This window comes from Marinobacterium sp. xm-g-59 (genome assembly GCF_013283315.1).
Lineage (GTDB): Bacteria > Pseudomonadota > Gammaproteobacteria > Pseudomonadales > Balneatricaceae > Marinobacterium_E.
Window position 1 is genome coordinate 40,176 of record NZ_WBYR01000004.1, and the last position, 19,873, is coordinate 60,048.

At 46.6% G+C, this 19,873-nt stretch carries 18 protein-coding genes; 13 read left to right on the top strand and 5 right to left on the bottom strand.

Annotated elements, in window-relative coordinates; genetic code table 11:
- From recR to XMG59_RS06135, 6 genes are all read left to right on the top strand, one after another.
- Entirely contained in the window at positions 1-603 is a 603-nt protein-coding gene (gene recR / locus XMG59_RS06110; RefSeq protein ID WP_173481359.1) for a recombination mediator RecR, read from the top strand.
- Positions 551-1,786, top strand: coding sequence for a ribonuclease D (gene rnd / locus XMG59_RS06115; RefSeq protein ID WP_254442830.1), 1,236 nt, complete (start codon positions 551-553; stop codon positions 1,784-1,786). Before recR ends, rnd begins: the two co-directional genes overlap by 53 nt.
- On the top strand, positions 1,786-2,073 hold the full coding sequence (locus XMG59_RS06120) for a YcgL domain-containing protein (protein WP_173484617.1): 288 nt from the start codon (positions 1,786-1,788) through the stop codon (positions 2,071-2,073). The genes rnd and XMG59_RS06120 overlap by 1 nt, the downstream gene beginning before the upstream one ends.
- Entirely contained in the window at positions 2,073-2,513 is a 441-nt protein-coding gene (locus XMG59_RS06125; protein ID WP_173498384.1) for a YcgN family cysteine cluster protein, read from the top strand. Before XMG59_RS06120 ends, XMG59_RS06125 begins: the two co-directional genes overlap by 1 nt.
- 93 nt (positions 2,514-2,606) lie before the next feature.
- On the top strand, positions 2,607-2,864 hold the full coding sequence (locus tag XMG59_RS06130) for a FeoA family protein (RefSeq protein ID WP_217362075.1): 258 nt from the start codon (positions 2,607-2,609) through the stop codon (positions 2,862-2,864).
- A complete protein-coding gene (locus XMG59_RS06135; RefSeq protein WP_173481356.1) occupies positions 2,864-4,702 on the top strand; it encodes a ferrous iron transporter B in 1,839 nt (612 codons plus the stop codon). Before XMG59_RS06130 ends, XMG59_RS06135 begins: the two co-directional genes overlap by 1 nt.
- Here XMG59_RS06135 and XMG59_RS06140 read toward each other — a convergent pair.
- Both XMG59_RS06140 and glpD read right to left on the bottom strand, forming a co-directional pair.
- On the bottom strand, positions 4,680-5,477 hold the full coding sequence (locus tag XMG59_RS06140) for a DeoR/GlpR family DNA-binding transcription regulator (protein ID WP_173481355.1): 798 nt from the start codon (positions 5,475-5,477) through the stop codon (positions 4,680-4,682). The genes XMG59_RS06135 and XMG59_RS06140 overlap by 23 nt on opposite strands.
- Positions 5,478-5,544: 67 nt before the next feature.
- Entirely contained in the window at positions 5,545-7,059 is a 1,515-nt protein-coding gene (gene glpD, locus XMG59_RS06145) for a glycerol-3-phosphate dehydrogenase (protein ID WP_173498385.1), read from the bottom strand.
- Between the two features lie 176 nt (positions 7,060-7,235).
- Between glpD and XMG59_RS06150 the strand changes: the two genes are divergently transcribed.
- From XMG59_RS06150 to glpK, 7 genes are read left to right on the top strand one after another with little or no spacing between them, the layout of a single operon-like run.
- A complete protein-coding gene (locus tag XMG59_RS06150; protein WP_173481353.1) occupies positions 7,236-8,969 on the top strand; it encodes an ABC transporter substrate-binding protein in 1,734 nt (577 codons plus the stop codon).
- 55 nt (positions 8,970-9,024) lie between these two features.
- Positions 9,025-10,089 carry an ABC transporter ATP-binding protein gene (locus XMG59_RS06155; protein ID WP_173481352.1) on the top strand — a complete coding sequence of 355 codons (1,065 nt, stop codon included), beginning with the start codon at positions 9,025-9,027 and terminating at the stop codon, positions 10,087-10,089.
- Between the two features lie 5 nt (positions 10,090-10,094).
- The gene (locus XMG59_RS06160) at positions 10,095-11,183 is read left to right on the top strand and encodes an ABC transporter ATP-binding protein (RefSeq protein ID WP_173481351.1); all 1,089 of its coding nucleotides are present in this window, start codon (positions 10,095-10,097) and stop codon (positions 11,181-11,183) included.
- Positions 11,184-11,185: 2 nt separating this feature from the next.
- Positions 11,186-12,046: a carbohydrate ABC transporter permease gene (locus XMG59_RS06165; RefSeq protein WP_173484623.1), complete on the top strand. Its 861-nt coding sequence runs from the start codon at positions 11,186-11,188 to the stop codon at positions 12,044-12,046.
- 9 nt (positions 12,047-12,055) lie between these two features.
- Positions 12,056-12,853, top strand: coding sequence for a carbohydrate ABC transporter permease (locus XMG59_RS06170; RefSeq protein ID WP_173484624.1), 798 nt, complete (start codon positions 12,056-12,058; stop codon positions 12,851-12,853).
- Positions 12,853-13,131, top strand: a complete 279-nt coding sequence (locus tag XMG59_RS06175) for a DUF2160 domain-containing protein (protein ID WP_173481348.1) — start codon at positions 12,853-12,855, stop codon at positions 13,129-13,131. Before XMG59_RS06170 ends, XMG59_RS06175 begins: the two co-directional genes overlap by 1 nt.
- The gene (gene glpK / locus XMG59_RS06180) at positions 13,131-14,645 is read left to right on the top strand and encodes a glycerol kinase GlpK (protein WP_173481347.1); all 1,515 of its coding nucleotides are present in this window, start codon (positions 13,131-13,133) and stop codon (positions 14,643-14,645) included. The genes XMG59_RS06175 and glpK overlap by 1 nt, the downstream gene beginning before the upstream one ends.
- Positions 14,646-14,713: 68 nt before the next feature.
- On the opposite strand, the gene XMG59_RS06185 is transcribed toward glpK, so the two are convergent.
- The 3 genes from XMG59_RS06185 to XMG59_RS06195 all read right to left on the bottom strand — a co-directional run bounded on the left by XMG59_RS06185 (position 14,714) and on the right by XMG59_RS06195 (position 19,862).
- Complete coding sequence (locus XMG59_RS06185; RefSeq protein ID WP_173498386.1) at positions 14,714-15,610, bottom strand: aldo/keto reductase family oxidoreductase; 897 nt, start codon at positions 15,608-15,610, stop codon at positions 14,714-14,716.
- 128 nt (positions 15,611-15,738) lie between these two features.
- Entirely contained in the window at positions 15,739-17,412 is a 1,674-nt protein-coding gene (gene rpsA / locus XMG59_RS06190) for a 30S ribosomal protein S1 (protein WP_173481345.1), read from the bottom strand.
- A gap of 398 nt (positions 17,413-17,810) precedes the next feature.
- Positions 17,811-19,862 (bottom strand): carboxy terminal-processing peptidase, encoded by a 2,052-nt coding sequence (locus XMG59_RS06195; protein ID WP_173498387.1) that lies wholly within the window; start codon positions 19,860-19,862, stop codon positions 17,811-17,813.
- Positions 19,863-19,873 lie beyond the last annotated feature (11 nt).

A 19,873-nucleotide genomic window follows, 5' to 3' on the forward strand; every position in this document is an offset into this window, starting at 1 on the left:
ATGTCGTTAACCCCTAAGCTAGAATCGCTAATCAGCGCACTGCGTCGCCTACCGGGAGTGGGCCCTAAGACGGCTCAGCGTATGGCGTTGCACCTGTTAGAGCGTGATCGCGATGCTGCCATCCAGATCAGTGGTGCGCTGGCTGATGCTGCTCAGAATATTGGTGAGTGTGAACAATGCCACTCGCTCTCTGAGCAGGCCGTCTGCGATATCTGCAGTAATGCAGCGCGTGATCGTAAAACCTTGTGTGTTTTGGAATCACCGATTGATCTGATGGCGATCGAGCAGACGGGGGGCTACGCAGGCCTCTATTTTGTATTGGGCGGGCACCTGTCGCCGATCGATGGAGTAGGGCCGGAAGATTTGAAAATCGATCAGCTTTTGGATCGAGTCTACCAGGGCGAGATTAACGAACTGGTGTTGGCCACCAATCCAACGGTAGAGGGTGAAGCGACCGCTCACTACATTGCCGAACAGCTTCGCGATGTTGATGTCAGTATCAGTCGTATTGCTCACGGGGTGCCTGTAGGTGGCGAGCTTGAGTACGTAGATGGCGGTACTCTGGCGCATGCGCTGGCCGGTCGCCGCCAGATGGAGCGATAAGTTGATAGATTTTAGCGGTTACGACTTTGCCAAGCTGAGACAAGCGGCCAAAAACCCAATCTGGATCGATACCGAAGAGCAGTTGGCTCACTACTGTCAGCAGTGGTTAGAGGTGCCGTTGATTACCTTGGATACTGAGTTCATTCGTACCTCCACCTTCTACGCAAAGCCAGGCCTGATTCAAGTCGCTGATCAGCACAGTGTTTATCTGATTGATCCACTGCCTATAAAACGCTGGCGCCCATTCAGAGAGCTGCTAGAAGCGCCTCAGGTCTTAAAGGTTCTGCACGCTTGTGGAGAAGATGTTGAGTTGTTTAAACATCGCTATAAAGCGGCACCCTCACCGATGTTTGATACCCAAGTCGCGGCCGCTTTTTGTGGTTGGGGTTTCAGTATGGGACTTCAGCGTCTTGTTAAACATGCGCTGGATATCGATCTGGATAAGGGTGAAACCAAGTCCGACTGGCTACAACGCCCGCTAACTGATAATCAGACACTCTATGCGGCACTGGATGTCTGCTACCTAGCCGAAATCGTTCAGATGCAGTTTAAAGAGCTTGAGAAGTTGGGGCGCACCGAGTGGGTCAAAGAGGAGTGCGAAGAGCTAGTTGCCAGTGTCATTGCTAACGAAGCGAATATTGATGACTACTATCGACGTTTCTCACAGCTCTGGAATATTCCGACGCGTAAGTTAGCGGCTCTGCGAGACCTGACCATTTGGCGTGAACGCACCAGCCGTTTGAGGGATAAAGCCCGCAATCGCATCTTGTCTAACCATCAGATTATCGATGTGATTCAGCAGTGGCCCAATAAGCGCGACGATTTGAGAAAAATTGAAGGGTTGCGTTCAGGCAACGTCTGGGATTTTGGTAACGATATTATTCGCTGCCTGAAAAATGCCGATAAGTCAGCCCAAGATAACCCGCCAGAGCCGATTGAGCAGCCGCTGAAGTTCAAGTTTCATGCTCACCTTAAAGCCTTGCGTGCAGTTGGTGCCAAAGCGGCGGAGCAACACAATGTGGCGCCGGAGCTGATGCTGAGAAAACGAGATATTGAAGCGTTGATTCGCACAGGTGTTGAGACGGGTCATTATGAATTGCCAGATAGCCTATGTGGATGGCGTAAACCTTTGATTGGTCAGGCTCTGCTTGATCAGCTAGCAGAATTAAACGAGTCAAACTGATGTTAATTTGTTCTATTTATAAAAGCTCAAAAAAAGATGAGATGTATCTCTACGTTGATAAGCGTGAAGGCTTAGAGCGTGTTCCGGATGCCCTTATCGAGATCTTTGGTACTCCTGTTCACTCTATGGATATGCCATTAACTGCCGAACGTAAATTGGCGCGCGCCGATACCGCAAAAGTGCTTGAAAGCATCCGTGACCAAGGTTTTTACCTGCAGATGCCGCCTCCTAAAGAGGACTATATGCTCGATATCCACATGGATCGTCCAGAGACAGGCGTCCGCTAATGTCAGAGGTGTTTTGGCGCAGTAAATCACTGGAACAGATGACCCACGACGAGTGGGAGTCTCTCTGTGACGGCTGTGCCCTCTGTTGTCTGCACAAACTAGAGGATGAGGATACAGAAGAGGTCTACTACACCACCGTCGTCTGTCAACTTCTGAATACCGATAACTGCCAGTGCACGGATTATCCTAACCGATCCACTCGCCAGCCCAGTTGTGTCAAATTGCATCCAAAAGATGTCGAAGAGTTCCACTGGCTTCCGCAAAGTTGTGCCTACCGCCTGATCTATGAGGGGCATGAGCTTCCACAATGGCATCCGTTGGTCAGCGGTGATCAGCGCAGTGTCATCGAAGCTAACGCTTCTGTCTTGAGCTACTACGAAGTCAAAGATAACGAAATCACAGAAGATGAGTTCATCGATTACGTGATTGAGCCTGAATAATCTTCTTTTGCATGATCAATAAATCCTTAAATTTTGGTTTAAATGATTATGATTCTCATTTAGAATTGTTAGATAGGTTTAAGGATATTCATTGTGTCTCAAATTCAATGTGCCAATCTCTGGCAGATGAAACGGGGTATTCAAAGTGTTATTGAAGGGTTTACCCCCGCTTTGGATGCTGCTGTGAAAGCGCGTTTGGAGGAGCTGGGGTTCCATCAAGGCGCTCGCGTTTTATGTACTCAAGCACCTCGTTTGGGCGCTCCTAAATTGTATAAAGTGGGTAACGCAGTCTACTCACTTGAAAAGACAATCGCAGAGTGTGTGATTGCACATCCGGTCACGTCTGAATAATGAAACAACTACTACTGGTCGGAAGCCCCAACTCGGGAAAATCGATGCTGTTCAATCGTCTTACCGGTATGAATCAGCGTGTGGCAAACTTTCCTGGAATTACAGTCGATACCTCAACAGGGCCAGCGGTCGGTCGATCAGACTTATTAGTAGTCGATTTTCCTGGCGCTTACTCTTTAACCCCTCTTTCGGGCGAAGAGCAAGTTGCTGTAGATGCCTTCTATAAATTGTTGGACGTTCCTGTCGGTCACATAGAAGCCGTTGTCTGTGTTGTCGATGCGACCCGCATGGAAAAAGGTCTGGTATTTGCGTTGCAGGTTAGGGAGGCCTGTCGACGTGCTGGTCATCCAGTGATGATTGTGACCAATATGCATGATGTTCTTGAGCGTCATAATCAGAGCGTTGATGCTGAAGGGCTGTCGCAACGCTTGGATATGCCGGTCATTCCGATCTCTGCAAAGAGCGGTGTAGGCGTCGATCAAATCATTACACGCTCAGGGCAGGGGATAGAGGTTCCAAAGAGCGAGCTAAAAGAGGATCTGATTGCGTTTGACGCATCTGTGTTCCGAAATCTAGCGGAATCGTTGGCGAATGAGTTTGGTCCCAAAGGGGACTACCTGCTTCTGGTTCATAACCGAGCGGATCAATTCTTCCTCAGTACCCTGACGGGTGGTCTGAGTTTTCTGTTGATCATGTTTTTACTCTTCCAAGCGATATTCAGTTGGGCCGCTCCTTTGATGGATGGCGTAGAGTCACTGATTGGACTCACGGCAGACTCTGTGTTGCCTCTGATACCAAGCGGTATGCTGCATGACTTTGTTAAAGATGCTCTATTTGGCGGGCTGGGTGCTTTTTTGGTGTTTGTACCTCAGATTTTTATTCTGACGTTGATCGTCGGTTTTATGGAAGATTCAGGGTACCTTGCTAGGGCCGCTGTCATCTGTCACAGACCGCTTCGCGCTTTTGGTCTAACTGGTAAAAGTTTTGTCCCAATGTTATCGGGTGTCGCCTGTGCTATCCCAGGCATCTATGCAGCACGAACCATAGAGTCACCAAGACGTCGCTGGTTAACCTACTTTGCCATTCCGCTTATGCCTTGTTCGGCTCGACTACCTGTCTATGGGCTTCTTATTGTCGCGTTTATTCCCAATGAGTCACTTCTAGGTGGTGCAGTAGGGTTGCAAGGTCTGGCCATGTTGGCGATCTATCTATTCGGAATCGTTATGGCCCTTTTGGTCGTGTCGTTACTCTCTAGAGTAAAGGTAGGTAAGGGGAGTGATCTCCCTTTTGTACTCGAGATGCCTCCCTATCGTCTACCCGGTGCAAAAACTTTAGGCCAGTTGGCGTGGTCACGCAGTGGTGATTTTGTGAAACGTGCAGGCCCCGTGATCTTCTGGGTCAGTGTGGTGGTCTGGGTGTTAGGCTACTTCCCTAATCAGGGGGCAAATTTGGGTGAATCCTGGTTGGGGGCTATTGGTAAATTCATAGCGCCTATCTTTGAACCCATCGGCCTGGATTGGAAGTACGGTGTTGCCATTATCGCGTCGTTCCTAGCGCGTGAGGTCTTTGTCGGCACACTGGGTACACTCTATGGTATTGAAGGTGCCGAGGAGGAGTTTACATCCTTGGCTCAACAGATTCAGGATTCTGGCATCTCTTTGGCTTCTGGAGTCGCTCTGTTTGTCTTCTTCGCCATTGCTGCGCAGTGTGTCTCAACTCTAGCAACGTTGCGCAGGGAGAGCGGTAGCTGGTCGCTGCCGGCCGGTCTGTTTGTGGGGTATGGTGTTTTGGCTTACAGCTTGGCTTTTGTGGCTTTTACTCTGATAGTTGGCGATTAGAGACTGGATTGTTTCCTGGACAGTGAATGACTACATCATTTTGAATTAAAAGATTGGCGAACTGATCATCGGGGCAGTCATTCGTAAACAGTCTTGATATGTCCTTAATGTGCCCTAGTTTCACCATGGGTGTTCTGCCAAATTTGGAGTTATCGCTACAAAGGAGTACCTCTGAGGCATTTGCTATAATGGCTTGTGACACTCTGACCTCCCTGAGGTCGTAATCAAGCAGGGTGCCATCTGGTTGAATACCGCTGATGCCTATGATTGCGTACTCCATCTGAAAGGTGTTTATGAGGTCTGTCGCTGGAGAGCCGACAATGCCACCATCACTGTTTCGAACTTCGCCACCTGCAACAATGACTGTGAAGTCACTCTTAGAGGATAAGGTAACAGCGACATTCAAGTTGTTGGTCACTACGGTCAGATTTTGTTTGCTCAACAGGGCTTCGGCGACTGCCTCTGTTGTGGTGCCGATATTGATAAATAGGGATGCGCCATCGGGGATATAATCAGCAACGAGTTTTGCAATAGTTTGTTTAGCGTCCGAATTAACACTTTTACGAGTTTTATAAGAGCTGTTTGTTGTGCTGTTTTCAACCGCACCAACACCACCATGATAACGTTTTACGCACCCCTCCGTTTCCAATTGAGTGACATCACGTCTTATAGTTTGGGGCGTCACTTCAAGTGATGAAGTGAGTTCATCTATAGTCACAAAACCACTTTCAGCGATCTTATCGAGTATGAATTCAAACCTGCGATGTTGGCGCATCTAACATTCCGTAATTAACTTTTTTATTATCATAGTCATATATCAGACTTATAGCTATTGGGCTTTTTTACACTCCATCTGCTGCAAGGTAAGCATTAAGTTTGGCTTTGTTCTCTGTATCGATTCTTAAGCCAAGCTTCGTTCTTCGCCAAAGGATATCTTCAACAGTTTTTGCCCATTCATTATCCTGTAACCAGTTAACCTCTAATTCATAAAGGTTATAGCCAAAATGCTGCCCCAGCTCTTCAATATTTGTTGTCTTACCAAGTATATTGAAAGTGTCTGTTCCATAGGTTCTTAGCATTCGTTTTGCCCAACGGTTGTCTAGGAATGGGTATTTCATCTGAATCTTACTAAGCAGATTGTCACTATCTGTTAGTTCATAGTCTCCACCAGGAAGAGGGATACCCGCTGTCCATGCTCTACCCATTTCGGGGTGAAATTTTTCAATCTCTCTCAAAGCGGACTCGGCCAGTTTTCGATAAGTGGTAATCTTTCCACCAAACACATTGAGCGCTGCTGCTCGACCGTTGACAGAATCTACCTTTAGAACATAGTCCCTAGTTGCCTCAGTGGCTGAGGAGGCATTGTCATCGTAAAGGGGGCGAACGCCAGAATAAGTCCAGACAACATCAGAATCTTTCAGTGGTTTCTCAAAGTACTCAGAGGCAGCTTTCAAAAGATATTCTTGTTCTTCTGGAGTACAGTAAGCTTTTTCGGCTGGACCTTCGTGATCCACATCAGTTGTGCCAATTAAAGTGAAGTCATCTTCATAGGGGATAGCAAAAATGATCCGGTTATCACTCTGTTGGAATATATAGGCGCGATCGTGATCATAAAGTTTCTTCACAACGATATGACTTCCGCGAACTAGCCTGACGCCATGTTTTGAGTTCAGGTGAAGACTGTTATTAAGGACATCTGCTACCCAAGGACCAGCGCAGTTGATAACCGTTTTCGCCTGAACTTTCATTTCTTCATTGGTGATTAAATCTCTGACGGTTACCCGCCATAAACCATCCACTCTTTCTGCGGACTCAACACGTGTCCTAGTGTGAATTTTGGCGCCACGATCCTCTGCGTCTCTTGCATTGAGGACTACTAGACGAGCGTCATCAACCCAGCAATCGGAATACTCAAACCCTTTCTTAAGTGACTTTTTAAGAGGGATACCTGTTTTGTCTTCTGCAAAATTAAGAGTTCTAGTGGCAGGTAAAATTTTTCTGCCCCCTAGATGATCATAGATAAACAGTCCTACTCTTAATAGCCAACTTGGACGAAGCCCTTTGTGGTGCGGTAAAACGAAGCGAAGTGGCCAGCTTATGTGCGGCATGGCTTTTAGTAAACGCTCTCTTTCGATAAGTGCCTCGCGAACCAGTCTGAACTCATAATATTCAAGGTAGCGTAATCCGCCATGAAACAACTTAGTTGAGCCTGAGGAGGTTGCTTGAGCAAGATCACCCATCTCGAAAAGAGAGACAGTTAATCCTCTACCAGCTGCATCACGTGCTATGCCACAACCGTTTATGCCACCACCTATAATAACCAGGTCTTTTACATCATTATGTTGTATTTCGTTCATTTGTGTTGTTTTTCTTCGTTCGTTTATATTCGTATTAGGTGAAAGCTAACAAAAAGAAAATTTAAGTCAATAAAAATTTTCTCTTGACTTCGTTTGCTTTCGTTTGCGAGTATCGACTCTAACGAATGATTTCTAGATCACTTCGTTGATAAAAATAATGAAGATGGAGAAAGACCATGAAGAAAAAGCTAGCCTTGGCTGTCGCGTTTGCTTCGGCAACAATCACAAGCGCTGCTTATGCAGACATCAACGCTGCTAAGAAGTGGGTTGATAGTGAGTTTCAACCCTCCGCACTCACTAAAGAGCAACAAATCGAAGAGATGCAGTGGTTCATTAATGCTGCGAAACCATTCGCTGGAATGGAAATCAATGTGCTCTCAGAAACTATCCCTACACATACCTACGAGTCTACGGTTCTCGCAAAAGCCTTTGAAGAGATTACGGGTATTAAGGTAAATCACCAATTACTGGGTGAAGGGGAGGTTGTTCAGGCCGTTCAGACTCAAATGCAGACTAAGCGCAATCTTTACGATGCCTATGTGAACGACTCAGATTTAATTGGTACTCACTCTCGTCTTCAGTTAGCTCATAGCTTGACTGATTTCATGAACGGTCCCGCCAAAGACATCACTAACCCTAATCTTGATCTAGACGATTTCATGGGTCTTGAGTTTACGACTGGTGCAGATGGCGAAGTATACCAACTGCCAAGTCAGCAGTTTGTTAACCTTTACTGGTTCCGTAAAGACTGGTTTGACCGCGAAGATCTCCAAAAACAGTTCAAAGATATCTATGGCTATGATCTAGGTGTGCCTGTTAACTGGTCCGCTTATGAGGACATTGCTGAGTTCTTCTCCGTTCACGTCAAAGAGATCGATGGAACTCCAATCTACGGCCATATGGATTACGGTAAACGTGCCCCCGACCTTGGTTGGCGTATGACGGATGCCTGGTTATCTATGGCAGGTGCAGGTTCTGCTGGTCAACCAAACGGGCGTCCTATTGATGAATGGGGTATCCGTATGGAAGAGGGTAGTTGTAATCCAGCTGGTGCTAGTGTTTCTCGTGGTGGTGCCGCAAACGGTCCAGCTGCAGTTTACGCTATTCGTAAGTGGGATGAATGGCTACGTAAATATGCTCCTCCAGGTGCCGCATCTTATGACTTCTACCAATCACTTCCTGCACTGAGCCAAGGTAATGTTGCTCAACAGATTTTCTGGTACAGCGCGTTTACGGCTGACATGGTTAAATCTCAAGCCGAGGGCAATAATACGGTTGATGCTGAAGGAACACCATTGTGGCGTATGGCTCCAAGCCCCCATGGCCCATACTGGCAAGAAGGTCAGAAGGTCGGTTACCAAGATGTTGGTTCTTGGACCATCCTAAAATCGACACCTGAAGATCGTGCTAAAGCGGCTTGGTTGTACGCTCAGTTTGTGACTTCAAAAACAGTTGATGTGAAAAAGTCTCACGTAGGTCTTACCTTCATTCGTGACTCTTCTATTAATCACGAATCATTCACAGAGCGAGCTCCAAAACTGGGTGGTCTAGTTGAGTTCTATCGTTCGCCAGATCGTAATATGTGGTCTCCAACCGGTGTCAACGTTCCTGACTATCCTAAGCTTGCTCAAATTTGGTGGCAGCAGATTGGTGACGTGAACTCAGGCGCATTCACACCTCAAGAAGCTATGGATCGTCTAGCTCAAGAGATGGACATCACCATGGCTCGCATGGAGCGTGCAGACAAAGGTGCAAACGTTTACGGCGGTTGTGGTCCTCGTCTGAACGAAGAGAAGGATCCATCTTACTGGTTGGGTCGTGAAGGTGGTCCTAAGGCTAAACTTGCTAATGAGAAGCCTCAGGGTCAAACCGTTAATTATGATGAGCTAGTGAAAAGCTGGACTAACTAACGGTTAAAACGGGGGGGCCGTAGGCCCTCTCGATTTCTTTCCCAGAGATATTTCCATGAATTTAGAATTAAAAGATGTTGCAAAGCGCGTCGGCGCCGAAATGCATATACACGAGACAAATCTCGTTCTTGAACCTGGTGAGTTTAATGTTTTACTTGGTGCGACAAATGCCGGTAAAACAACCCTGATGAAACTGATGGCAGGACTGGATTCGCCAACAGCTGGTTCGGTTTTGTACGGCGGTGTAGATGTTACGAAAACACCACCTCAGAAGAGAAGCATCAGTTTTGTGCATCAGTTCTTCATTAATTATCCCCATTTAAGTGTAAGAGATAACATTATTTCGCCACTTAAATTATCAAAAATGTCTGATGCGGAGATTAATAAACGACTGGAAGCTACCGTTGATCTGCTTCGTTTAGGACCTATGTTAGATCGAAAGCCACATGAGCTTTCAGGTGGCCAACAGCAACGTTGTGCGTTGGCTAGAGCCCTTATTAAAGACTCTACAGCTGTATTTCTTGATGAACCACTTGCGAACTTAGATTATAAGTTGCGCGAAGAGTTGCGTGCAGAGTTGCCCAGTATTTTTGCTGATCGTGGTTCAATTGTTGTTTACGCAACTTCTGAACCTGCTGAAGCTTTGATGTTAGGTGGTCATACCGCCGCTCTTAATGAAGGTCATATTGCGCAGTTTGGTGCCACCTCTGATGTTTATCGTACGCCAGTCAATCTGACTGCTGCAGAAGTATTTTCCGATCCTCCTTTAAATACAATCAGTGTTAAAAAGTATGATGGTTGCATTCATTTGAGTGAAACTTTGAGTTGGCCAGCAGAGGGCCCCGCTCAACATATGCCTGATGGAAACTATACACTGGGTGTTCGTCCTCATTTTGTTAAGCCGACTGGACATGGAGATAGTGCAATTGAGTTAAACGGTCGTATTCAGGTAACTGAGCTATCCGGTTCAGAAAGCGTCGCTCATTTTTCCATGGGGGGTGGCACTTGGGTCTCGCAAGCGAATGGACTGCACCCATTTAAGGTGGGAGAACACCACCATTTTTATCTTGATAGCAGTAAATGCTTCTACTTTGATTCCCACGGACAAGCGGTTAGGTAGTAACAATGGCTAAAATAAAACTCGATAATATAAGACACTCCTACTACCCCAATCCATCGTCTGATGATGATTTTGCCTTGAAACGGGTTCACTTTGATTGGGATGATGGCGGTGCCTACGCGCTGCTGGGCCCCTCTGGGTGTGGTAAAACGACCTTGCTAAATATCATTTCGGGTCTTTTAGAACCAAGCCACGGCAAGTTGCTTTTTGATGATAATGAAGTTACGAGCCTCTCTCCATCGGAGCGTAATATTGCTCAAGTGTTTCAGTTTCCCGTGATCTACGACACGATGACGGTTTACGATAACCTGGCTTTTCCATTGAGAAATCGTGGGGTCGATGAAGCTAGGATTGATGTAAAAGTCAGAGAGATCTCATCCATGTTGGAGATCGATGATCTTTTACAAACTAAAGCGGCAGGGCTTTCCCCAGATAACAAGCAAAAAATCTCCCTAGGTCGAGGTCTGGTGCGAGAGGATGTTAACGTGATCATGTTTGATGAACCGTTGACCGTTATTGATCCACATTTGAAGTGGAAGCTTCGCTCGAAGCTGAAAGAGCTGCACCAGAAGGTCAAAACAACAATGATCTATGTGACGCATGATCAGACAGAGGCGCTCACATTTGCGGATCAGGTTGTAGTGATGAACTTCGGTCAGGTACTGCAGGTTGGCACTCCAGATGCGCTTTTTGAAAGACCTGAACATACCTTTGTTGGTCATTTTATTGGTTCGCCAGGTATGAATGTATTGCCTGTTGAAATAGTTGACGGTCAAGTATCCCTTGGTGGCCACTTCCTTGAAGTAAGCAGTCCTATTGTTGAAGCTGAAGGTAAATCTTTAGAGATAGGTGTGCGTCCCGAGTTTGTGCGAATCGCCGAGCAAGGCATACCAGCAACGGTAGTCAATGTTATGGATGTTGGGCGTCATAAGGTCTTACAAACGTTAGTAGGCTCACAAAAGGTCTTCGCAGTTTTAAATGAGGATCAGCCTGTTCCTGAAGGGAGCACTTACCTTACTTTCGATAAGCCGCAAACTCGTCTTTACAAAGATGGGTGGTTGGTAGATCTAACCTATGAGTACGAGGTTTTATAACAATGAAAACCGAAAACCCTAGAGCTTGGCTCCTCGTTTTACCTGTTATTTTATTGGTGGCTTTTAACGCACTAATACCACTGATGACAGTAGTGAATTACTCCGTTCAAGAGACGTTTGGTAATAATGTCTTTTTTTGGCAGGGCGTAGATTGGTTTGAACAGGTTCTGCATTCAGAACGCTTCCATGATGCCTTGGGGAGGCAGTTCCTCTTCACAGGTATTATTCTCGCGGTGGAAATTCCTCTCGGTGTTGCAATAGCCTTGGCGATGCCTAGAAAGGGAATATGGGTTCCTATTTGCTTGATCTTAATGTCGCTGCCACTTCTTATTCCATGGAATGTTGTTGGCGCAATGTGGAACATATTTACTCTTCCAGATATTGGTCTAATGGGCTACGGATTAAACTGGCTTGGTATTGATTACAACATGACACAGAGCCCATTGGCTGCTTGGGTCACGCTAATAGTTATGGATGTTTGGCATTGGACTTCGTTGGTTGTACTGCTCTCTTATGCAGGTCTTGTCTCAATTCCCGATGCTTACTATCAAGCAGCTGAGATTGATGGGGCCTCCAAATGGTCTGTGTTCAGATACATTCAATTGCCCAAGATGAAGCAGGTTTTGATGATTGCGATACTGTTACGGTTTATGGATAGCTTCATGATCTATACAGAACCCTTTGTATTGACCGGTGGAGGCCCTGGTAATTCCACAACTCTGTTGTCTATCGACCTAGTTAAAGTAGCGCTTGGTCAGTTTGACTTAGGACCAGCAGCGGCTATGTCACTCATATACTTCGCGATCACTCTACTGGTGAGTTGGGTGTTCTACACAATAATGAATAAAGATGTGAAGGAATAAGGGGGCGATATGAAACTAAAAAGCTTAGCGCCGATTTTGTACATAATCTTTTTGATGCTTCCTATCTATTGGTTGCTTTCAATGAGTTTTAAAACAACTAATGAGATTTTGAGTGGTTTCTCTTTTTTTCCACAAGAGTGGACGCTTGAAAACTACGCTGTCATCTTTAATGATCCGACATGGTATTGGGGTTACATAAACTCTACTACCTACGTGCTGATCAATACGGTTATCTCTTTGTGTGTAGCCCTTCCGGCGGCATACGCATTCAGTCGCTACCGTTTTATGGGTGATAAGCATCTATTCTTTTGGTTGCTGACTAACCGAATGGCACCGCCGGCAGTATTTGCCTTGCCATTCTTTCAGTTGTACTCAGCCGTTGGTTTATTTGATACTCATATTGCTGTGGCTTTAGCCCACTGTCTTTTCAATATCCCGCTTGCTGTGTGGATCTTGGAGGGTTTCATGAAAAGTATCCCTAAAGAGCTAGATGAAACTGCTTATGTTGATGGATACTCTTTCCCGCGATTCTTTGTGACAATTTTCATGCCAAATATCAAAGCAGGTATTGGAGTAGCAGCCTTCTTCTGTTTCATGTTTTCTTGGGTCGAACTGTTGTTAGCAAAAACGTTAACCTCTATCGATGCTAAGCCGATCGCAGCAACAATGACCAAAACTGCATCGAGTGCTGGATATGAGCTAGGTCTGTTGGCGGCAGCTGGGTGTTTGACCATTATCCCAGGGGCGATTGTGGTCTACTTCGTTAGAAATCATATAGCGAAAGGTTTCGCTATGGGGAGGGTGTAATGTTTAGTTGGATGGCTTGGACGTTACCAACGGCTCTGGTATTTGTTTTTATCTTCTCTTGCATTGGTGTTCTGGCATTCCTAGAAGTGAAATATCCTGGGGGAGCTGAGCGCACAGGTGTATTTGGCATTACAACCACCCGAGGTGACCGTCTGTTTATCTCGATCTTGGGTACAGTGTTTATTATGCTTGGTTGGTTGGGATTGATGGGTACACCTTTGTGGGGTGGTTTAACTCTATCAATAATATGGGCTGTATTCGTTTTTAGGAAAGTCTAGTGGAAAATTACGTTCTCTCAATAGACCAAGGAACCACATCCTCAAGAGCAATTTTATTTAATAAAGATCTTAAAATTGTTTCTACTGGTCAGCAGGAATTTACTCAGTATTTCCCTAAATCAGGGTGGGTAGAGCATGATCCTGAAGAGATATGGTCCACGACTGCCGGAGTGTGTCGTCAAGCCATTGAGATGGGTGGTATAGATAGCTCCAGTATAAGAGCGATTGGCATAACAAATCAGCGTGAAACAGTCGTTGTTTGGAATAAACAGACAGGCAAAGCAATCTATAACGCGATTGTTTGGCAAGATAGAAGAACGGGTGATTTTTGCAACGAGTTGAAGTCAAAAGGCTATGAGCAGACTTTTATAGAGAAAACAGGGCTATTACTTGATCCCTATTTTTCTGGCACAAAACTCGCTTGGATATTGGATAATGTTGAGGGTGCTCGCGCCTCGGCGGAATCCGGTGAATTGTTGTTTGGTACAGTGGATTGTTATCTCATTTGGCGGCTAACGGGTGGTGTAGTTCATGCCACTGACGCTACTAATGCGTCCAGAACATTGATCTACAATATCCATCAAGGCATTTGGGATGAAGAGCTATTGTCTCTTCTAAATATACCTTCATGCATGCTGCCAGAGGTTAAAAACTGTGCAGATGATTTTGGTAAAACGCGCGAAGATCTGTTTGGTGGAAACGCCATTCCGATTTGTGGCGTTGCGGGTGATCAACAAGCTGCAGCGATAGGCCAAGCGTGTTTTAAACCAGGTATGCTTAAATCTACCTATGGCACCGGATGTTTTGCTCTCCTTAATACAGGGGAGCATTGTGTTAAGTCCGAACACCGTCTTCTCAGTACTATTGCTTATCAGCTTGATGGAAAGCCAACCTATGCTCTAGAGGGCTCTATATTCATTGCTGGTGCAGTCGTCCAGTGGTTGCGCGATGGTTTGAAGATCATTCGCGATGCTAAAGATACTGAAGCACTTGCAAGCGAGGCTAAGCCAGAGAATCGTGTCTATCTTGTTCCTGCTTTTACGGGGCTTGGAGCACCGTATTGGGATACGGAGTGTCGTGGCGCCATTTTTGGTCTTACTCGTGATACTGGCTTTGCTGATCTGGCTAGAGCCGCGCTTCGATCGGTTGCCTACCAAACTCGCGACCTATCCGACGCCATGCGATCAGACTGGCTAAGTTCTGGTGGAACAAATGTTGAGTCAGTTTTGCGAATCGACGGGGGGATGGTTGCTAACGACTGGATGGCTCAATCCCTTTCGGATATTTTGCAAGCTCCTGTCGATCGACCCGAAATTATTGAGACAACGGCGTTAGGTGCCGCTTGGCTGGCAGGTATGCATGTTGGTTTTTATCCTGACCAAGAGGGTTTTGCAAAAACCTGGGCACTGAATCACCATTTTGAGCCGCTTATGACCGTTGATGATGCCAATGAGCGTTATGCTGGTTGGCGTGACTCGGTTGCAAGACTTCTCATCAAACCTGATAACTTCTGATGTTCCTTTAAAGACACAAGCTCTTTTTAGCCAATTAGTCTTGCCGGTGTATCTAACGCCGGTTTTTTTTATGGCACTTCAGATCCTTTTGCTGCGGTCAGAAGCTCAAACCAGGTCTCTCGATCAAGCTCAACATGATTGACCTGATGCAGCGCCTTTATTCGATCTAGATTGTTTGTGCCAACAACAGGAAGAATATTGGCAGGGTGCACTCTTAACCAGGCCAGTGCGATATGTTCACGCTGGCACTGTTGGCTCTGCTCGATTCTGTTTAGTAAGCCCTCAAGCTCTGAATTTAGTGGTTGGTTAAACAGTTGGCCGCCAGCCAGTGGTGACCAGGCCATCGGCAGTAGCTGATCGAGTTGCATCGCTTCCAGCGTTCCATCCCAGAGTGAACTCTGTTCAAAGAGATTGATCTCAATTTGATTGGTGATCAGTCGATTCGTCATTTTCGACTGCAGTAGTTTCCACTGCCACACTGAAAAGTTAGAGACCCCTACGGTTCTGACCAAGCCTTCTTTAATGAGATCGTCCAGTGCCTCTCCGGTCTCTTCGGCATCCATCAAAGGATCGGGTCTATGAATTAAGAGGGTGTCTAGGTAGTCAGTCTGTAAGTTTTTCAGACTCTGTTTGACCTGCTGAAATAGATATTCACGGGAGGTGTCGTAATACTTAACTCGTCGATCTGGGTAGTGATCAGAGATCAGAGCGATATCACATTTGCTAATCAGCTCCATCTGGCCTCTTAGGGATGGATTGGCTTTCAGCACGTCGCCAAAGAGTTGCTCACACTGATAGTCACCATAGATATCTGCATGGTCAAAGGTCGTTATTCCCTGATCCAAACAGGCTTGGATTTTGGCTTCGGTACTTGAAGTGGTTGGCTTGGACTCTACGAGTCTCCAGACACCATAAGCCAGTTCGCTAAATGTTAGATCGGAATGAAGAGTTTTGATTCGTTTCAATCTAGAGCCCCGATTTTTAGATTTTTTACCAGTCTAAAGATTGTCAATTTGAGGTTCAATATAGCAATCAAATAGCCAAAAAAAAGAGCGCCGAAGCGCTCTTTCTCAGTGTGTCGGTAATCTTAGGATTACTGACCCATCTGCTGCTTGATAAGGTCACCGATAGTCGTTGGACCAGCAGTTTCAACTTCAGCGTTCTGTACGGCTTTAAGAGCAGCTTTCTCTTCAGCTTGATCTTTCGCACGGATAGAGAAGGTGATAACGCGGTTGCGACGATCAACACCTACAATCTTACCTTCAACGCTGTCGCCAACGTTTAGAGCAGTTGTAGCGTCTTCGATGCGCTCTGCAGCGATGTCAGATGCTTTAAGAACAGCTTCGATACCTTCAGCAAGTTCAACAGTAGCAGCACGTGGCTCAACTGCTGTAACAGTACCAGTAACGATTGCGCCTTTCTCGTGGCCCGCTAGGAACTCAGAGAATGGATCGCTTTCTAGCTGTTTAACGCCAAGAGAGATACGCTCTTTCTCTGCGTCAATAGACAGGATAACTGCTTCAACTTCGTCGCCTTTCTTGTAGTCGCGAAGTGCAGCTTCAGCATCAGCTTCCCAAGTGATGTCTGACATGTGTACTAGGCCGTCTAGATCGTTGTCTAGACCAACGAAGATACCGAAGTCAGTGATCGTCTTGATTGTGCCAGATACTTTATCGCCAGCAGCGTACTGCTCAGAGAATGCAGCCCATGGGTTAGTTGTACACTGTTTGATACCCAATGAGATACGACGACGCTCTTCATCAACGTCTAGAACCATAACTTCTACAGCATCACCAACCTGAACGATTTTAGATGGGTGGATGTTTTTGTTAGTCCAAGACATTTCAGAAACGTGTACTAGACCTTCTACGCCATCTTCTAGAGATGCGAAACAGCCGTAATCAGTTAGGTTAGTAACCTTACCTGATACACGAGTACCTGCTGGGTAACGGTTCTTGATCGCTTCCCATGGATCTTCAGATAGCTGCTTAAGACCTAGAGAGATACGACCGCTCTCTTTGTCGAATTTGATGATCTTAACGTCGATCTCATCACCTGGAGTTAGCATTTCGCTTGGGTGAGAGATACGTTTCCACGCCATGTCAGTGATGTGTAGAAGACCGTCAACGCCGCCAAGGTCGATGAACGCACCGTAGTTAGTAAGGTTCTTAACGTAACCTTTAACTGCTTGGCCTTCTTCAAGATCAGCAAGGATCTCATCACGCTGTGCGCTGTTAGCTTCTTGAAGAACTGCGCGGCGAGAAACAACAACGTTGTTACGCTTCTGATCAAGTTTGATCAGTTTGAATTCAAGTTCTTTGCCTTCTAGGTGATCAACGTCACGTACTGGGCGAACGTCTACCAATGAACCTGGTAGGAAGCCTTGGATGTTGTTGACGTTTACAGTGAAACCACCTTTAACTTTGCCAGAGATGTAACCTTTTACGATCTCTTCCGCTTCAAACTTAGTCTGAAGAACTTCCCATGCTTCTGCACGTTTCGCTTTCTCGCGAGAAAGTTTAGTTTCACCGAAACCATCTTCTACAGCTTCTAGTGCAACTTTAACGTCATCACCAATGTTGATTTCAAGTTCGTTCGCATCGTTAAGGAACTGAGAGCGTGGAATAACCGCTTCAGACTTAAGACCAGCGTTAACAGTTACCCAATCAGCATCGATATCAACAACAGTACCAGTTACTAGGGTACCTGGAGTCATCGCAAGTTCTTGGAGGGATTCTTCAAACAGTTCAGCAAAGCTTTCGCTCATGAAAGTGTCCTATTTTGGGTGCCAGGGGATGGCACACTAGCCTATGACATCAGCTTCATAGGGTCGGTTCATCGTCATCTCCGATGACTTGCTAAGCTGATGGATGCAAGCTGACGGAGTTATAAAGAGGGCGAAATTATACAGGAGTGTTAGCGGTGTGCAAAGCGGAATTGGTGTTTTTTTGAGCAGTGGACAGCGGTTGGGAATAGTCTCGAGAAGAAGGGGAAAGAATTACAAATCGCTAGTGCGGTTTGATCGCGGTTTGTCGCTGCGCTCCAATTCGCTCCTACAGTCGAGCTACGTAGATAATTTTTTCCGAAGTCCTACTGTAGGAGCGAATTGCCCGAAGGGCAAGCCGCGAAAGATTCGCTTAGCGAATCGTATCTCACATTCCGCTATCAACCCGCCAAACGAGACTGATCCTCTTGAAAGAACATCTCGATCATATCGATGCTCAGCTCACTGGCTTCGCGAAGCACGGCTTCACTGTCGGGATCAGTGATCTCTTCACCGGGTGCTGTCTCTGTCAGTAGCTCATCAAGCGTCTTAATAGGTTGTTCACCCTTTGCCATGCGACGCTGATTCTCTAGATCGATTTGAGCCTGCTCCATCTGATCGCGTTGGGCTTTTAACTGCTCTTCATTGAGCGGCAGCCACTGCATCGATTTCTGCTCATTGATCAAGGCGATGGTGTCACGCATGTGCTGAAAATCAGGATCAGTTTGCGTTCTTTGAGTATGGCGGTTTTGCAGCTCAGGAACCCAACGATCGAGTGATGAGTAGCTGCCGTAACGAACAGGCCTTACTTTGTCCCAAGGTAGGGCAAAGTCGAGAGCGCTTTCACCGATTTCGCTCTGATCAAACATCGATGGAAACTCGATATCCGGAGCTACCCCTTGGTGCTGAGTACTCTCACCAGAGATACGATAGAACTTCGCGGTTGTGAATTTTAGCTGCCCATGACGCAGTGGTTGAAGAGTCTGCACAGTCCCTTTACCGAATGTGCGACTGCCAACGACCAGCCCTCGGCGGTAATCTTGTATGGCACCGGCGAAGATCTCCGAAGCCGATGCACTGAGTCGATCAATCACAACGGTCAAGGGTCCAGTCCAAGTGGTCTCTGGGTTGTAGTCGCCCAGCACATCGACCCGACCTTCAAGATCACGAATCTGCACGGTTGGACCACGGCTAATAAATAGACCCACCAGTTCATTGGCCTCTCGCAGTGAGCCACCTCCGTTTTCGCGTAGATCAACAACCAGAGCATCAACGCCCTGTTGCTTGAGGTCTTCAATCAGTACCGCTACATCACGAGTCGTGCTGCGGTAATCCTTGTCCCCTTTTCTAAGGGCAGCAAAATCGATGTAGAAGGTTGGGATGTCGATGATGCCAACTTTATAGATGTTGCCGTCACGCTCAACCTCCATGATCCGAGACTTGGCCGCTTGCTCTTCAAGCTTTACACGCTGTCGCTCTAATTTGACGATCTTGCGTGTGCTCTTGTCAGCCGAAGTGGATGGGATGATCTCTAAGCGTACGATGGATCCTTTAGGTCCACGGATCCTGTCAACGACATCATCCAAGCGCATACCCACCACATCTTCGATCTCACCATCCATGTCTTGTCCGACACCCACGATCAGGTCGGCAGGTTTCAGCTGGCCGCTCTTATCGGCCGGGCCCGCCGGTACAAGACTAACGATCTTGGTGAATTCATCTTCGCTCTGCAGGACAGCGCCGATCCCTTCAAGTGATAGACTCATGTTGATCTCAAAGTTCTCTGAGGTCGCGGGTGAAAAATAGGCGGTATGCGGGTCGTAAAGACGTGCCAAGGCATTAGCATATGATTGAAAAATATCTTCGCTATTGGTCTGCAGTGCACGATTAAGTTGCGATTCGTAACGTTTGATCAGTGTCTCTTTAGCTTCAGAAACACTCTTGTCAGAAAGTTTTAGATTTAACACGGCGCTTTTAAGACGCAGTGACCAGTATTGATCCTGTTCGCCTTTCGATTGAAACCAAGGTTTCTCTTCACGACTGATCGGAAGTCTGTCGTCTAGAGTGAAATCAAATGTTTGGTCCGATTTTAGAGCGTCGATCATCTGCTCTGTGCGCTCCTGAAAACGGGTCAAAAAGCGTTCGTAGGCGGCAAATGCAAAGGTTAGATTGCCGGAGCGCATGTCGTCGTCCAGAGTGCGCTTGAAGTGAGCTAAAGCGTCGATATCGCTCTGCAGTAGGTAGCTTCTTGTTGGGTCGATAGTTTCAAAGAAGTTGTTGAAGAGCTTCTCAGAGAGTTCATCGTCGACGGCCTGTTCACGGTAGTGGTGAGATTCCAATCCCGCGACCAGCGACTGAATGGCATTCGAGTGGACGGCTTCAGGCTTAAGAGAGGCCTGTGCTCCTGTCGCTATCGATAATGATAAAACCAAAAAGAGCTGTAAAGCTCGCATCCCAACACTCC

Bases quoted from the DNA above. Each gene is read 5' to 3' on its own strand.
- XMG59_RS06170 (WP_173484624.1), top strand. From the start codon at position 12,056: ATGAAACTAAAAAGCTTAGCGCCGATTTTGTACATAATCTTTTTGATG.
- XMG59_RS06175 (WP_173481348.1), top strand. From the start codon at position 12,853: ATGTTTAGTTGGATGGCTTGGACGTTACCAACGGCTCTGGTATTTGTT.
- rpsA (WP_173481345.1), bottom strand. From the start codon at position 17,412: ATGAGCGAAAGCTTTGCTGAACTGTTTGAAGAATCCCTCCAAGAACTT.
- glpD (WP_173498385.1), bottom strand. From the start codon at position 7,059: ATGAACGAAATACAACATAATGATGTAAAAGACCTGGTTATTATAGGT.
- XMG59_RS06140 (WP_173481355.1), bottom strand. From the start codon at position 5,477: ATGCGCCAACATCGCAGGTTTGAATTCATACTCGATAAGATCGCTGAA.
- recR (WP_173481359.1), top strand. From the start codon at position 1: ATGTCGTTAACCCCTAAGCTAGAATCGCTAATCAGCGCACTGCGTCGC.
- XMG59_RS06195 (WP_173498387.1), bottom strand. From the start codon at position 19,862: ATGCGAGCTTTACAGCTCTTTTTGGTTTTATCATTATCGATAGCGACA.
- rnd (WP_254442830.1), top strand. From the start codon at position 551: ATGGCGGTACTCTGGCGCATGCGCTGGCCGGTCGCCGCCAGATGGAGC.
- XMG59_RS06120 (WP_173484617.1), top strand. From the start codon at position 1,786: ATGTTAATTTGTTCTATTTATAAAAGCTCAAAAAAAGATGAGATGTAT.
- XMG59_RS06165 (WP_173484623.1), top strand. From the start codon at position 11,186: ATGAAAACCGAAAACCCTAGAGCTTGGCTCCTCGTTTTACCTGTTATT.
- XMG59_RS06135 (WP_173481356.1), top strand. From the start codon at position 2,864: ATGAAACAACTACTACTGGTCGGAAGCCCCAACTCGGGAAAATCGATG.
- XMG59_RS06155 (WP_173481352.1), top strand. From the start codon at position 9,025: ATGAATTTAGAATTAAAAGATGTTGCAAAGCGCGTCGGCGCCGAAATG.
- XMG59_RS06150 (WP_173481353.1), top strand. From the start codon at position 7,236: ATGAAGAAAAAGCTAGCCTTGGCTGTCGCGTTTGCTTCGGCAACAATC.
- XMG59_RS06125 (WP_173498384.1), top strand. From the start codon at position 2,073: ATGTCAGAGGTGTTTTGGCGCAGTAAATCACTGGAACAGATGACCCAC.
- XMG59_RS06160 (WP_173481351.1), top strand. From the start codon at position 10,095: ATGGCTAAAATAAAACTCGATAATATAAGACACTCCTACTACCCCAAT.